Source organism: Mesorhizobium ventifaucium (assembly GCF_935822925.1).
GTDB lineage: Bacteria > Pseudomonadota > Alphaproteobacteria > Rhizobiales > Rhizobiaceae > Mesorhizobium > Mesorhizobium ventifaucium.
Window position 1 is genome coordinate 1 of record NZ_CAKXZS010000056.1, and the last position, 13,729, is coordinate 13,729.

At 62.5% G+C, this 13,729-nt stretch carries 14 protein-coding genes; 3 read left to right on the forward strand and 11 right to left on the reverse strand.

Annotation, left to right across the window (positions count from 1 at the left end; genetic code table 11):
• Window positions 1-43 precede the first annotated feature (43 nt).
• Complete coding sequence (locus tag NMG70_RS29585) at window positions 44-640, reverse strand: L,D-transpeptidase family protein (RefSeq protein ID WP_254027757.1); 597 nt, start codon at window positions 638-640, stop codon at window positions 44-46.
• 84 nt (window positions 641-724) lie between these two features.
• Between NMG70_RS29585 and NMG70_RS29590 the strand changes: the two genes are divergently transcribed.
• Together NMG70_RS29590 and NMG70_RS29595 are read left to right on the forward strand one after the other, a co-directional pair.
• Window positions 725-1,408 carry a response regulator transcription factor gene (locus NMG70_RS29590; protein WP_254027758.1) on the forward strand — a complete coding sequence of 228 codons (684 nt, stop codon included), beginning with the start codon at window positions 725-727 and terminating at the stop codon, window positions 1,406-1,408.
• Window positions 1,409-1,638: 230 nt separating this feature from the next.
• Window positions 1,639-2,094 carry a cyclic nucleotide-binding domain-containing protein gene (locus NMG70_RS29595; RefSeq protein ID WP_254027759.1) on the forward strand — a complete coding sequence of 152 codons (456 nt, stop codon included), beginning with the start codon at window positions 1,639-1,641 and terminating at the stop codon, window positions 2,092-2,094.
• A gap of 191 nt (window positions 2,095-2,285) precedes the next feature.
• On the opposite strand, the gene NMG70_RS29600 is transcribed toward NMG70_RS29595, so the two are convergent.
• The 7 genes from NMG70_RS29600 to tesB form a co-directional block, all read right to left on the reverse strand.
• Window positions 2,286-3,092, reverse strand: a complete 807-nt coding sequence (locus NMG70_RS29600; protein ID WP_254027760.1) for an exodeoxyribonuclease III — start codon at window positions 3,090-3,092, stop codon at window positions 2,286-2,288.
• A 371-nt stretch (window positions 3,093-3,463) separates the two neighbouring features.
• A complete protein-coding gene (locus tag NMG70_RS29605) occupies window positions 3,464-4,147 on the reverse strand; it encodes an outer-membrane lipoprotein carrier protein LolA (protein ID WP_254027761.1) in 684 nt (227 codons plus the stop codon).
• A 167-nt stretch (window positions 4,148-4,314) separates the two neighbouring features.
• Entirely contained in the window at window positions 4,315-6,969 is a 2,655-nt protein-coding gene (locus NMG70_RS29610) for an FtsK/SpoIIIE family DNA translocase (RefSeq protein WP_254027762.1), read from the reverse strand.
• Between the two features lie 320 nt (window positions 6,970-7,289).
• Window positions 7,290-7,565: a hypothetical protein gene (locus NMG70_RS29615; protein WP_254027763.1), complete on the reverse strand. Its 276-nt coding sequence runs from the start codon at window positions 7,563-7,565 to the stop codon at window positions 7,290-7,292.
• A gap of 277 nt (window positions 7,566-7,842) precedes the next feature.
• Window positions 7,843-9,270 (reverse strand): ammonium transporter, encoded by a 1,428-nt coding sequence (locus NMG70_RS29620; RefSeq protein WP_254022546.1) that lies wholly within the window; start codon window positions 9,268-9,270, stop codon window positions 7,843-7,845.
• A gap of 31 nt (window positions 9,271-9,301) precedes the next feature.
• Window positions 9,302-9,640 carry a P-II family nitrogen regulator gene (locus NMG70_RS29625; RefSeq protein ID WP_254027764.1) on the reverse strand — a complete coding sequence of 113 codons (339 nt, stop codon included), beginning with the start codon at window positions 9,638-9,640 and terminating at the stop codon, window positions 9,302-9,304.
• Window positions 9,641-9,860: 220 nt separating this feature from the next.
• Window positions 9,861-10,736, reverse strand: a complete 876-nt coding sequence (gene tesB / locus NMG70_RS29630; protein ID WP_254027765.1) for an acyl-CoA thioesterase II — start codon at window positions 10,734-10,736, stop codon at window positions 9,861-9,863.
• Window positions 10,737-10,893: 157 nt separating this feature from the next.
• On the opposite strand from tesB, the gene NMG70_RS29635 reads away from it, so the two are divergent.
• Window positions 10,894-12,156, forward strand: coding sequence for a ubiquinone biosynthesis hydroxylase (locus tag NMG70_RS29635; protein WP_254027766.1), 1,263 nt, complete (start codon window positions 10,894-10,896; stop codon window positions 12,154-12,156).
• A gap of 221 nt (window positions 12,157-12,377) precedes the next feature.
• Here the strand turns inward: NMG70_RS29635 and NMG70_RS29640 are convergent, their stop codons facing one another.
• From NMG70_RS29640 to NMG70_RS29650, 3 genes are all read right to left on the reverse strand, one after another.
• Window positions 12,378-12,905, reverse strand: coding sequence for a hypothetical protein (locus NMG70_RS29640; protein ID WP_367185625.1), 528 nt, complete (start codon window positions 12,903-12,905; stop codon window positions 12,378-12,380).
• Between the two features lie 112 nt (window positions 12,906-13,017).
• Complete coding sequence (locus NMG70_RS29645) at window positions 13,018-13,374, reverse strand: YciI family protein (protein WP_254027768.1); 357 nt, start codon at window positions 13,372-13,374, stop codon at window positions 13,018-13,020.
• Window positions 13,375-13,377: 3 nt separating this feature from the next.
• Entirely contained in the window at window positions 13,378-13,590 is a 213-nt protein-coding gene (locus NMG70_RS29650; protein WP_254027769.1) for a hypothetical protein, read from the reverse strand.
• Between the last annotated feature and the right edge of the window lie 139 nt (window positions 13,591-13,729).

A 13,729-nucleotide genomic window follows, 5' to 3' on the forward strand; every position in this document is an offset into this window, starting at 1 on the left:
TGCCCTACTGCCCTATTCCCCTATTCCCCTATTCCCCTACTCCCTACCTCACCACCCTCATCACCGAGCGGTCCGACAGCAGCGGCAACAGCCGAGCCATCGTGCGTGCCGTCACTGCGACGCAGCCTTGCGTCGGCGTGAAGTCGGGGCGCGCCAAATGAAAGAAGATCGCGCTGCCGCGTCCGCGGCGACGCGGCGAAATGTTCCAGTCGAGCACCAGGCAGGCGTCATAAAGCCGGTCGGCGCGCAGCATCCGCTCGTGGCTGGCGCCATAGGGGATCTTGACCGGACGGTTGTAGTTGCGGTCCTCAGGCACTTCGCACCAGCCGAGATCGCGACCGATCGGCGCCATCGCCAGCCGGGTTTTGCGGCCGCCGGGAAAACGATCGTTACGGAAATATCCTGACAGTATCCGCATCGACCCAAGCGGCGTGGCGCCATCGCCTTCGCGCTTGCCGGCCGATATGCCGCCGCGCCCCAGCGCACAGGAAAACACCAGTTTGCCAGCCTGCAGGAGCCCCTGGCCGGGGTGACCGGGCCTGGTGCGCACCGTGAGAACACGAAGCTCTTTTCGCAAAAATGCGCTCGCCTCATTGCACGCGCGTTTTTTCTTGTATGATCGTGCCACGGAACAAATCATTGTGATCGGCTGTTGTGCCGGTCAGCTTCCGCATAAACAGGCAGCGGTCAACTGAATTTTCTTTTCAAAACAACGGATTGATCCATGACTTCACGCACCATTCTGATCGTCGATGACGATGACGACCTGCGCGGCACGCTCGTCGAGCAATTGTCTCTCTATGAAGAATTCGACGTCCTGCAGGAATCAACCGCCGCCAAAGGCATTGCCACGGCCCGCGGCGGCGTCATCGATCTGCTCATCATGGATGTCGGCCTCCCCGACATGGATGGCCGCGAGGCGGTGAAGATACTGCGCAAGGGCGGCTACAAGTCGCCTATCATCATGCTGACGGGACACGACACCGATTCCGACACGATTCTCGGCCTCGAAGCCGGCGCCAACGACTATGTGGTCAAGCCGTTCCGCTTCGCGGTTCTCCTGGCCCGCATCCGTGCCCAGCTTCGCCAGCATGAGCAGAGCGAAGACGCCACTTTTTCGGTCGGCCCCTACACTTTCAAGCCTAGCCAGAAGCTTCTGATCGACCAGCGCGGCGCCAAGGTGCGGCTGACCGAAAAAGAAGCCTCGATCATCAAGTATCTCTATCGCGCCGACCAGAAGGTGGTGACGCGCGACGTGCTGCTCGAGGAAGTGTGGGGCTACAATTCCGGCGTCACCACGCACACGCTGGAGACCCATGTCTATCGGCTGCGCCAGAAGATCGAGCGCGATCCTTCCAACGCAGAAATTCTTGTGACAGAAAGTGGCGGCTACAAGCTGGTTCCTTAAACATTTAATCATTCAATCGGCGGTCGGGGCAGGGGCCGCTTTCGGGTACGATCCTGAGACTGGAGGTGGTTCTGGATCGAGCTCGCTGACCCATCGGCCCAAAAATCGGGATCGATTTTGGAAAGCACGGTGCGTCGATTTCAAGGCGTTTAGAGCGTCCTTTGCGCGTCCAAAGGGAGGCTCGGCGCTCCAAGGGAGGGATTGGACTGGCCGTTCGGGGACACAGCTAGATGGCGTTGGATGACGACATCCGCATCCTGTCCGCCGTGAGGCTCTTCGAGAGCTTCACGGAGGAACAGCTGCGTCTGCTCGCCTTTGGCGCGGAAACCACCAGGCTGCAGGCCGACCACAAGCTTTACCGCGAGGACGACGAGGCCGATTGCGCCTATATCGTGGTCAGCGGGCGCATCGTGCTGTATCGCGAGCAGGATGGCGCCCGCGTCCCGATAGGCACGGCCGGCCCCGGTACGATGCTGAGCGAACTGGCGCTGATCGCCGACACCAACCGGCTGACCAGCGCATCCGCCGAGATCGATTCGGAAGTGCTGCGGCTCAGCCGCAAGATGTTCCACCGCATCCTGGAGGAATATCCCGATATCGCGGTCCACCTGCACCAGCGCATCTCCGAGGATTTTCTGGCAATGATCCGCCGCATCGAGGAACTGGCGCCGCGTTTCGAGAACTGAGCCCGGATCAGGGCGGGAAGGCTTAGGTGTATCGAGATTCAGATCAGGCCGAGCCGGAGTCGAAGACGGGCGCGAAGCGACCAGAATGGTGGGATGCGAGAACCGGAGCGGAGCGTACTTTTGGGTACGTGAGCACCGGAAGCGCAGGAAACCAGCGTTCGCAGGCCGGCCTCATCTGAATATCGATACACCTAATCCAGGTCGAACCGCGCTATGACCGGCACATGGTCCGAAGGCCGTTGCCAGCCGCGCGCCGGCCGCAGGATCTCGTAGCCGGCAAAGCTCGTCACCAGGTTTGGCGACGACCAGACATGGTCGAGCCGCCGGCCGCGATCCGACGCCTCCCAATCCTGCGCGCGATAGCTCCACCAGGTGTAGAGCTTCTGCTCATAAGGCACGTTGAGCCGCATCAAGTCGACCCAGTCGCCGGCGAGCCGCATCGCCTCGAAACTTTCCGTCTCGACCGGCGTATGGCTGACCACTTTCAGGAGCTGCTTGTGCGACCAGACATCGTGCTCGAGCGGCGCGATGTTGAGGTCGCCGACCAGAATCGAGCCGGACACTTCGTCGTGCTCGGCACGGATGGCGTTCATTTCGGCGACGAAATCCAGCTTGTGCCTGAACTTGCGGTTGATCTCCGGATCGGGCTCGTCGCCGCCGGCCGGCACATAGAAATTGTGCAGCAAGATCGCCTTGCCGCCGGCCCGCACGGTGACCGACAGATGCCGGCAGTCCTCGATCTCGCAGAAGCGGCGCTTTTCGACAATCGCGATCGGCCGGCGCGCCACCGTCGCCACGCCGTGATAGCCCTTCTGGCCGTGGAAGGCGATGTGCTGATAGCCGAGCTTGCGAAACGCCTTCTCGGGAAACAGTTCGTCGGGAACTTTGGTTTCCTGCAGGCAGAGCACGTCCGGTGCCTGTTCGATAAGCAGGCGTTCGACGAGCGGCATGCGCAGGCGGACGGAATTGATGTTCCAGGTGGCGATGGAAAAGGGCATGCGGTGAGTCCGGGATAGCACGGGACCGCAGGAACCGGGATGGCTCCGACGGGCTGGTGCCTTTTTGGCAAGGCAGTTCCGGAAACTACTGCCAGCCATACGCTGCAAAAACAAGCCGGGCGCCTGGCCGGACCTGTTGATGTCATGGTCGACCTCGCCGCCGCCCCTCATCGCCCTGCCGGGCACTTCTCCCCGTATAGTGACGGGGAGAAGTGGCTGACCGCACCCTTGGCGCTCGTTTTGCTACGCTGACAATTGGCGAAATCATGGATGAAGGAACTCCTCTCCCCGTCACTATACGGGAAGAGGATGCCGGCAGGCAGGTGAGGGGCAGCACCAACGCCTGGAAACCTTCCGGCAGCGATGGAAAGCTACCGCGACTTGGTGTTCAGCTCGCGGTTCGCCGTGTAGTCGATGGCAAAGGTGTCGGGGGCGAAGCTTACGCCTTCCCTGACGTTGAAGATCATCACCGTCGTGTCCTTGCCTTGCGCGTCGGTGATCGTCCACTGGCGCAATTCGTAGGTTTTCGGATCGAACATCATGGTGATCTTCGAACTGCCGAACACCGATTTGTCGGCGAGTTGGATGGTGGTGACGTCGTTCTCTTCCTTGACGCTTTTGACGCGGCCGCCGGAGAGGTCGATCTTGGTGTCGAGCAGCAGCTTGAGCGGCGTTTTCGACAGTGGGTAGAGATCGGACGTTTTCAGCCGCTTGTTGAGGATGACCACCGACTTGCCGTCGGAAATCACCCGGAAATTCGACGTCCCATCATAGTTGAAGCGTATCTTGCCCGGCCGTTCCAGAAAGAACTTGCCGCCGGTCTGCTCGCCCTTGGGTCCGAACTGCACGAATTCGCCGGCCATCGATTTGACTGAGGAAAAATGGTCGGCGATCTTCTGCGCGGTGGCTGGCACCGCCGCTTGCGCCGACGCCAGCAATTGGACCCCGGGCACGACATTGATGGCCGCGGCACCTGCCAGGACTAAGCCGAGGCCAAGCAGTTGGCGGCGGGTCGGGGCAAAATCGCTGATCGTGGCGAAAGAAGAGTTTTTCATGCCGGTTACTCTCGTCTGGTTTATCTGTTGTCGCAGTGTTTGGCCCCCCAGTTGGGCTTAAGTTTGGCGGCCGAACAGCGCTTGGTCGTTGCAAACGCGCCAGAAGGTTCAAAGTTGCTGCCGTCAGATTGCAGCCGCGAAAATCCTATCGGTTCGTGCCGGGCGGATCAGAACTTGTCGTCCTCCGTCGGCACCAGAATCTCGCGTTTTCCGGCATGGTTGGCCGGGCCGACAATGCCTTCCTTCTCCATTTTCTCGATGATCGAGGCGGCGCGGTTGTAGCCGATGCCGAGCCGGCGCTGGATGTAGCTGGTCGAGGCTTTGCCGTCACGCAGCACCACCGCAACCGCCTGGTCGTAAGGATCGTCGGAATCCTCGAAATTGCCGCCGCCACCGCCCGAGCCACCCTTGCCCGACGGCTCGTCGTCGTCCTCGTCGTCATCCTCGGTAATGGCATCGAGATATTCCGGCACGCCCTGCAGCTTCAGATGCGCGACGATCTTCTCGACCTCGTCATCGGAAACGAAGGGACCGTGCACGCGCTGGATGCGGCCGCCGCCGGCCATGTAGAGCATGTCGCCCATGCCAAGCAGCTGTTCGGCGCCTTGCTCGCCCAGAATGGTGCGGCTGTCGATCTTCGACGTCACCTGGAAGGAAATGCGGGTCGGGAAGTTGGCCTTGATCGTGCCGGTGATGACGTCGACCGACGGCCGCTGCGTCGCCATGATGACGTGGATGCCGGCAGCGCGCGCCATCTGCGCCAGGCGCTGCACCGCGCCTTCGATGTCCTTGCCGGCGACCATCATCAAATCGGCCATCTCGTCGATGATGACGACGATGTAGGGCATTGGCTCGAGATCGAGGTTTTCCGTCTCGTAGACCGCTTCGCCGGTCTGCCGGTCGAAGCCGGTCTGCACGGTGCGCGAGATCTTCTCGCCTTTCTTCTCGGCCTGCTGCACCCGCGCGTTGAAACCGTCGATGTTGCGGACGCCGACCTTGGACATTTTGCGGTAGCGGTCCTCCATCTCGCGCACAGTCCATTTCAGCGCCACCACCGCCTTCTTCGGATCGGTGACGACAGGCGTCAAAAGATGCGGGATGCCGTCATAGACCGAGAGCTCGAGCATTTTCGGGTCGATCATGATCAGCCGGCAGTCCTGCGGCGTCAGTCGGTAAAGCAGCGACAGGATCATGGTGTTGATGGCGACCGACTTGCCCGAGCCGGTGGTGCCGGCGACCAGCACGTGCGGCATCTTGGCGATGTCGACGATGACCGCCTCGCCATTTATGGTCTTGCCGAGCGCCAGCGCCAGCTTGGCCTTGGTGGTCTCGAAATCGCGGCTGGCCATGATTTCCCGGAGATAGACAGTCTCGCGCTTGGCGTTCGGCAGCTCGATGCCAATGGCGTTGCGGCCCGGCACCACGGCGACGCGGCAGGCGATCGCGCTCATCGAGCGGGCGATGTCGTCAGACAGGCCGATGACCCGCGACGATTTGATGCCGGGCGCCGGCTCCAGCTCGTAGAGCGTGACGACCGGGCCGGGGCGGACATGGATGATCTCGCCCTTGACGCCGAAATCCTCCAGCACGCCTTCGAGCAGACGGGCATTCTGCTCGAGCGCGTCCTTGGACAGGCTGGCGTCGCGCACGACGTTCTTCGGTTCGGACAGGAAATGCAGCGACGGCATTTCGAATTGTTCGGAGCCGATCAGCGAGGTCTGAGCTTCGCGCTGGACGCGAGCGCCCGGAACCGGTCGGGGCGCCGGCGCCGCGACGCGTGTGGCCGCATCGGAGCGGAACGGCTGCACCTTCGCATTGGGCGCAGCGCTGCGCTGGCCCGCGGCCTCCGGCGCAAAATCCATGTCATCGTCATCGTCGAAGACATCGGCGTCGTCGGGATCAAGCGAGGCACTGCGGTCGTTGACCATTGCGGCGAAGAATTCCGGCTCGACGCGGGCGCGGCCATCGGCGCTCACCCGCGATTCGGCGAATTCGGCCGATTCGACCCGTTCGGCAGCGCGCCGCCAGGCGCTGGCGCGCGGCTCGATCTCCGGTTCGAAATCGTCGCGCTCGCGGCGGCGAGCGGCGCGGCGGCGGAGGTAGGCCCGCAACGACAGCCACCAATGCGTGATCGCGCCAAGCGCCAGAATGCCCTCGTCGCCCTCGTCCTCATCATTGTCGAAAAGCAGATCGTCCTGATCCCTCGGATCGGGTCCAGCCGGTTGCTCCAGGACGGCGAAACCGTTCTTGCGTGCAATCAGCGCCGAGCCGTAGGCAAACAGCCACAGTGCCGGCGCGGCCAGAAGCACGGCGAGCACGCTGGCGACGAGACCGGTCGGATAGCCGCCGACGACGAGACCGGGAATATTGAGCACCATGTCGCCGAACACGCCGCCGAGACCGGTCGGCAGCGGCCAGGTCTTGGGCGGCACCACGCAGCCGGCCATGGCCGCGGCAAGCACCGCGTAGCCGAACCAGGCGAGCCCGCGCTTCGGCAGCCTGTCGACGCCGCGCGCCGAAAACAGCAGAAATCCCCAGACCACCGCCGGCACCAGCGCCGCGACCGCAGCAAGGCCGAAGAACTGCATGGCAAGGTCGGAGAAGACAGCGCCCACATAGCCCATGGCGTTGGTGACGATGTTGTCGGTGGCGTGGGAGAAGCTCGGGTCGGCGACGTTCCAGGTGGCGAGGCTGGCGACGCCGAAGGCGACCAGCGCAAACAGGCCGGCACCGACCAGCCGGCCGACCTGACGCCGCGCGAACGCCCGGATGCCGTGCCCCGTATCGGCCAGCGCAAGCGGTGCTGAAGCCCCTGAACGCATTCGTCAATCCCCGTCTGTCATGGACTGGCCGGACGCATGACGCACTCCGGCAGATTCGGATGCCAGACTATCGGCGGGAAGGTTAAGGCCGCATTAACCATGGGTGGATGCCGGCGCTCCCCGAATGGAAAACGGTCACACAAATGGCGGGCACGCTGGCCCGCCATCATTTTGGTTCGGCAGGTCGATCAGGGGCTCAGCCTGATCGCCAGACCATAGACGCCCGCACGTCCTGTCGGACGGCCGCTCCAACACGAATTTTATTGGAGCATGATCCTTTCCGAACCCAGGTTCGGGGGTCATGCGTTCGGGATCATGCGCTAGTTGGCGCCGCCGAGCGCCTGCACGTTCGCACAGAACTCGGCATACGGCTTGCTCATCGCCGCGTCGTTGCATTCTTTCTTCATTGCTTCCTGCTTTTCCTTCGGCCTCGACATGAAGGTCGTCTTGAACTCCGCCATCGGCTGCATCGTCTTCATGCTGGAGTCGGCGTAGAACGGCGCCATGTTGTCGGGCGAGTCGAGAGCGCCGGCAAATGCCGCTCCGCTGACCATGGAAAGAGCGAGCGCTCCAAGGCAGATGTCCCTGATGTTCATGACTGGTTTCCTTCCCTGTTGTTTTCACGAGCGCCCAAACGACGATCGCCACCACAGTTCGGACCAGCGCGGCCGATGTTTCATGGCCAAGATCGATCAAGCGCCCGATCAAGCGATTGTGACCGAGCCTGGACTGCAACCGGGCGTCGCACACGAAAAAGAGGCCCGGAACCGGTCCGGGCCTCAATGCGTGAGCCCTTTTCGGGAGCGTCACGACGGGAGGGAAGGATGCAGGGCGGCCGAGGCCGCCCCAGACCAGACTCACAGGTGACCAGGCTTACGGGTGATACGCCGCTTCGCCATGCGCGGTGAGGTCGAGCCCTTCGCGCTCTGCATCGGCTGTCGGACGCAGGCCTACGATCATATCGACGATCTTGTAGAGGATGGCGCTGCCGATGCCCGACCACAGGACGGTTACCAGGACCCCCTTGAACTGCGACCACAGCTGGGTCGCCGTGCCGGCATAGCCGGCGGCGAAGTCTGCTGTCGAATAATCGACGATGCCGGCGCCGCCGAGAGCGGGGTTGACCAGGATGCCGGTGCCGAGCGCGCCGATGATGCCGCCGATGCAGTGGATGCCGAAGACATCGAGGCTGTCGTCGTAGCCGAACTTGTTCTTCACGACCGAGACGAAGAAATAGCAGACGCAGCTGGCGACGATGCCTAGCACGATGACGCCCATCGGTCCGCCAAAGCCGGCGGCGGGCGTGACGGCGACAAGGCCGGTAACAGCGCCCGAAACCGCGCCAAGCATGGAGGCTTTGCCGCGCAGCAGCGTTTCAAGCACGATCCAGGTCACTGCCGCAGCCGCCGTGGCAACGAAGGTGTTGACCATGGCCAGCACCGCATAGGCGTTGGCTTCGAGGTTCGAACCGGCATTGAAGCCGAACCAGCCGACCCACAGCAGCGACGCGCCGACCATGGTCAACGTCATCGAATGCGGCGCCATGACGTCCTTGTTGTAGCCGATGCGCTTGCCGATCATCAGCGCGCCGACAAGGCCGGCGATGCCCGCATTGATGTGAACGACGGTGCCGCCGGCGAAGTCGATGGCGCCGAAGCCGAAGATGAGCCCCGACGGGTCGCTGTAAGCACTCGGGCCGCCCCAGAACCAGACCATATGCGCGATCGGGAAGTAGACGAATGTGACCCACAGGATGGTGAAAAGGATCACGGCCGAAAACTTGACGCGTTCGGCGAAGGCGCCGACGATCAGGGCGGGCGTGATGCAGGCGAAGCTCATCTGGAAGATGACGAACACCAGCTCAGGAATGGCGACGCCCTTGGTGAAGGTTTCCGACACCGTCGTCACGTCGACGCCGGCGAGAAACATCTTGGAAAGGCCGCCGACGAAGGCATTGCCGGGGGTGAAGGCAAGGCTGTAGCCGTAGAAAACCCAGACGATCATGACCACGCTGGTGATGGTGAAGACCTGCATCAGCACCGACAGCATATTCTTGGCGCGAACCAGGCCGCCGTAGAAAAGGGCAAGGCCGGGAATGGTCATCAACAGCACCAGGATGGTGGAAATCATCATCCACGTCGTGTCGCCCTTGTCGACGGTAAAGGCCGGCGCTGCTGGGGCGGCCGGTGCGGCCGGCGCCGCTTCCTGTGCGAATGCGGCGACCGTGCCCAGTGCTGCGATAGCGAGTGAGCCCAGCAGCGCGGTGCGCGCCGCCGACTTCAAAGTAGAAGGAATATTCATTGAACTCTCCATTGGAATACGTGTCCGCAGCTCAAAGCGCGTCGGTGTCTGTTTCGCCCGTGCGAATGCGCACCGCCTGGTCGATGCCGAAAACGAAGATTTTGCCGTCGCCGATCTGACCGGTCTTGGCCGCCGCAGTGATGGCTTCGACGGCCCTGTCGACCATGTCCAGGCCAACCGCGACTTCGATCTTGATCTTCGGCAGGAAGCTGACCGCGTATTCCGCCCCGCGATAGATTTCCGTGTGTCCCTTCTGACGCCCGTAGCCTTTGACTTCGGTGACGGTCAGGCCCTGGATGCCGACCGCGGTGAGCGCTTCGCGCACCTCGTCGAGCTTGAACGGCTTGATGATTGCCATCACGATTTTCATAAGGTTTCACCCTTTAATGTTGCGGGTCCCCCGCGTTTGCACGACTTCGCCGATCCCCATGAGAGCCGGAGAGTGCCCGCTAGAATTCAAGCTCCGTGCCAGTTGCCGAAGCAGGGGGTTAAGCTGCTGTTAAATAACGACTTGGGGAAGGTTTGTCGGCTGACTGTTCATAGTCGCGGCAGCGCAGTTGATAAAAAAGTAGGCAATTTTGCAAAATTGCCTATTCCGCGGGCGGCCGCTTCAGCCTGATCAGGCCTTCCTGGGCAACCGAGGCGATCAACGTGCCGTCGCGGGCAAACAGTGACCCGCGAGTGAACCCCCGCGACCCTTGCGTCGACGGGCTGTCCTGCGTGTAGAGCATCCAGTCGTCGAGTGGATGGCTGCGATGGAACCACATCGCGTGATCGAGGCTCGCCGCCTGGATGTCGCTATCGAAGATGGCGCGGCCATGCGCAAAGGTCGAGGTATCGAGCAGCGTCATATCGGAAAGATAGGCAAGCACGGCCGCCTGCGTGGCGCGATCGCCCGGAACCGGGCCGGTCGTGCGGATCCAGATGTTCTGCTTCGGCTCCAGCTTCTCCCGGCTGGTGTAATGCTCCAGCATCACCGGCTTCATCTCGATCGGCCGGTCACGCTCCCAGTAGCGCCTGATGCCGTCGGGCACGGCCGCGCCGAACTTGCCGATCAATTCGCGCTGCGACAGCAATGTATCGGGCGCCGGCACGTCCAGCGGCATCGGCACCTGGTGCTCGAGACCGATCTCGTCCTGCTGGAACGAGGCTTCCAGCGAAAAGATCGCCTGGCCGTGCTGGACCGCCACGACGCGCCGCGTGGTGAAGGAGCCGCCGTCGCGGATGCGGTCGACCTGGTAGATGATCGGCACCTTGGTGTCGCCCGGCCGCATGAAATAGCCGTGCAGCGAATGGACGTGGCGTTCGGGCTCGACCGTTCGCTGGGCGGCGACCAGCGCTTGGGCGATGGTCTGGCCGCCGAAGACACGCTGCCAGTCGAGTTTGGGGCTGCGACCACGGTATAGGTTGTGTTCCAGCTGCTCGAGGTCGAGAATGCCGAGAAGCTCGTCCATGGCCGCCGTCATGTTTCGCGCCCTCGTGTCGATTTGATTCCGAAGTTCGCCTGAATTCGATATTTCGCTCGAAGCGAACTTCAGAAGCCGCAAAAGTGTTATGGCGGTTTCCGACAGGAACGACGGGCAGTCAAGGGCCGGAAGGATTTTGGCCGGAAAGGAATTTGCCATGGTCGACGGCAAGGCGGATGCAAAAAACCGAACTGCGCTCGACATTCTGGTCGCCGGCGCCGGCTATGTCGGCCTCGCCGCCGCCGTATCGCTGAAACAGGCGCGACCGAGCCTGGCGGTCGCTGTCGTCGATGCCGCGCCCGCCGGCGTCTGGCAAAAGGACGGCCGCGCCTCGGCGATCGCCGCTGCCGCTTGCCGCATGCTCGACCAGCTCGGCGTCTGGGCCGAAATCGCACCAGAGGCGCAGGCGATCACCGAAATGATCGTCACCGATTCGCGAACGTCCGATCCGCTGCGCCCGGTGTTTCTCACCTTCGATGGCGAGGTCGCACCCGGCGAAGCGTTTGCGCATATGGTCGCCAACAGGGATTTGAACGGCGCCTTGCGCCGGCGCGCTGAAGCACTCGGCATCGACATCATCGAAGGCGTCGCCGTCAGCGCCTTCGACGTCAACGGCGCCGGCATCACCGTGCATCTTGCCGACGGCGCGACGCTGAAGGCGCGGCTGCTGATCGCCGCCGACGGCGTCAACTCGAAGCTGCGCGACATGGCCGGCATCAAGACGGTGAAATGGGAGTACGGCCAGTCCGGCATCGTCTGCACCGTCGCGCATGAACGGCCGCATAATGGCCGCGCCGAAGAGCATTTTCTGCCAGCTGGCCCGTTCGCTACGCTGCCGCTCAAGCCGGACAAGGACGGCACCCACCGCTCGTCGATCGTCTGGGTCGAGCGGTCGGAAGATGCCGAAAAACTGGTCGACGGCGATGACCTCGTCTTCGAGCACGAGCTGGAACAGCGGTTTGGCCTGAAGCTCGGCGAAATTCGCGTCGCCGACCGGCCGCGCGCCTGGCCGCTCGGCCTGACCATCGCCCGCGACTTCGTCGCGCCGCGCATTGCGCTCGCCGGCGACGCCGCCCACGGCATCCACCCGATCGCCGGCCAGGGCCTCAATCTCGGTTTCAAGGATGTCGCGGCATTGGCCGAAGTGGTGGTCGAGGCCAACCGGCTCGGCCAGGACGTCGGCGCGCTCGATGTGCTCGAACGCTACCAGCAGTGGCGGCGCTTCGACACGCTGCAGATGGGCATCACCACCGATGTCCTCAACCGGCTGTTTTCCAACGACATCGGCCCGTTGCGCGCCGTCCGCGACATCGGCCTCGGCGTCGTCGAACGCATGCCGCGGCTGAAGGATTTCTTCATCCGCCAGGCGTCCGGTCTGTCCGGCGACACGCCGAAACTGCTCAAGGGCGAGGCGATCTGAACCCGTCTCACGGGCATGCCAGGGTGTGTTGGGGGGCAGGTCAGGCCGAGCCGAGAATGGCGGATTCCGAGAACTGGAGTGGAGCGTACTTTTCGTACGTGAGCCCACGCAAAATCAGAGTTCAACAGCGTCCTTTGCGCGCCCAATAAGGCGCGCGGCGCTGTAGTAAGCGCAGGAGGTCACCGTTCGCAGGCCGGCATCACCTGAATATCAGCACACCTTTAATTGACCTCGAAGCCGAGTTTCTGGCGCAGCCGCAGTATCCTCTGGTCGGATATTTTTAGGGGTTGCTCACCAGCCTGCGCCGCACGGTCCACCATCTGCAACAAATCGTTTCGCTCAGTCACATCCAGACGTTCGCGCAGAAACGGCGCCAGTTTGTCGATGACGATCGTGGCATCGTCGATCTGTGACGCCGCCCATTTGGCGTAGACCACGGCCTCATCGGTCTTCTTGTCGTCCGCAATCTCCGAAATCACCGACCGAATCACGGCTTCGCGCTGCGGCAGGACAGGGCCGTTCTCGGAAATGATGGCGGTGATCAGCGTCGCGGCCGCCACGACCGGGTCGTCGATCGCCGTCAGCGGTGAGAGCGCCGCCTGCTTGCGCAGTCTCTTGCGCCGAATATTGCCTTGCACACGCCCGACGACGTCCGCGACCTCGCGCGCCGCATCGTTCATGGCCTTCATCCGATACCACCAGAACGCCGCCACTCCCAACAGCCCAATTGCAGCACTCAGTATATGCATGCCCAAAATCCCCCAACGCCAGCGACGATAGGAGAAGTGCTGCCGCGCTTCAACACGCAAAAGTTGCGCCCGCCGAAGAAATTGATTCCGCCGGACGCAAACGGCATAATCTCTAGGATTCCGGCACGTTGTAGATCGCCCTGACCTCGACCGTGCCGATTTCGGCCAGCGGAATGCCGCCGGCAATCTCCAGCGCCTCGTCGATATCCCCGGCCTCGATCATGACAAAGCCGAGCAATTGCTCCTTGGTCTCGGCGAAGGGACCATCGGTGATCAGCCGCTTGCCCTTGCGCCGGCGCACGGTTTTCGAGGTTTTTACCGATTGCAGCGCCTGCGCGATGATCAGCCGACCGCTTTGCTCTATCGATTTGTCATAGGCCAGCGAGTCGGCGTCGAGCTTGGCCAGCCTCTCCGGACTCATTGCATAAAGGTCTTTTTCCCCACCATAGACCAGGCAAACATATTTCATCTCTCATCTTCCTTGTTGTGACGAACCGTTGGCAGCCAAGGTCTCAGCCGGGCTTTTGACCGCCGCATGATCGAGAAGGGATACCGCAACCCCTATCACGGCGACCGCCACAAGCAGTCGACCGAACCCGCAAGGTTGCCGATCCAACCAGTCGGCTTCCTGTTCGGCCGCCTTTCGGCCGGCGTGTCCCCAGTGAGCAGAAAACAGATTATTCATGGTGTCCTCCATTCGGCCACGAAACCCGTGGCCGCCCGCAGGACGGCCGAGGCAGATGGAAGTCGACATTTTTGCAGGCAGATTTTTTTAACGCGTCGCCATTGGCGCGAAAGCACAGGTGGCCTTCGTGCCCGCGCGC

Bases quoted from the DNA above. Each gene is read 5' to 3' on its own strand.
- NMG70_RS29585 (WP_254027757.1), bottom strand. From the start codon at position 640: ATGATTTGTTCCGTGGCACGATCATACAAGAAAAAACGCGCGTGCAAT.
- NMG70_RS29590 (WP_254027758.1), top strand. From the start codon at position 725: ATGACTTCACGCACCATTCTGATCGTCGATGACGATGACGACCTGCGC.
- NMG70_RS29595 (WP_254027759.1), top strand. From the start codon at position 1,639: ATGGCGTTGGATGACGACATCCGCATCCTGTCCGCCGTGAGGCTCTTC.
- NMG70_RS29600 (WP_254027760.1), bottom strand. From the start codon at position 3,092: ATGCCCTTTTCCATCGCCACCTGGAACATCAATTCCGTCCGCCTGCGC.
- NMG70_RS29605 (WP_254027761.1), bottom strand. From the start codon at position 4,147: ATGAAAAACTCTTCTTTCGCCACGATCAGCGATTTTGCCCCGACCCGC.
- NMG70_RS29610 (WP_254027762.1), bottom strand. From the start codon at position 6,969: ATGCGTTCAGGGGCTTCAGCACCGCTTGCGCTGGCCGATACGGGGCAC.
- NMG70_RS29615 (WP_254027763.1), bottom strand. From the start codon at position 7,565: ATGAACATCAGGGACATCTGCCTTGGAGCGCTCGCTCTTTCCATGGTC.
- NMG70_RS29620 (WP_254022546.1), bottom strand. From the start codon at position 9,270: ATGAATATTCCTTCTACTTTGAAGTCGGCGGCGCGCACCGCGCTGCTG.
- NMG70_RS29625 (WP_254027764.1), bottom strand. From the start codon at position 9,640: ATGAAAATCGTGATGGCAATCATCAAGCCGTTCAAGCTCGACGAGGTG.
- tesB (WP_254027765.1), bottom strand. From the start codon at position 10,736: ATGACGGCGGCCATGGACGAGCTTCTCGGCATTCTCGACCTCGAGCAG.
- NMG70_RS29635 (WP_254027766.1), top strand. From the start codon at position 10,894: ATGGTCGACGGCAAGGCGGATGCAAAAAACCGAACTGCGCTCGACATT.
- NMG70_RS29640 (WP_367185625.1), bottom strand. From the start codon at position 12,905: ATGCATATACTGAGTGCTGCAATTGGGCTGTTGGGAGTGGCGGCGTTC.
- NMG70_RS29645 (WP_254027768.1), bottom strand. From the start codon at position 13,374: ATGAAATATGTTTGCCTGGTCTATGGTGGGGAAAAAGACCTTTATGCA.
- NMG70_RS29650 (WP_254027769.1), bottom strand. From the start codon at position 13,590: ATGAATAATCTGTTTTCTGCTCACTGGGGACACGCCGGCCGAAAGGCG.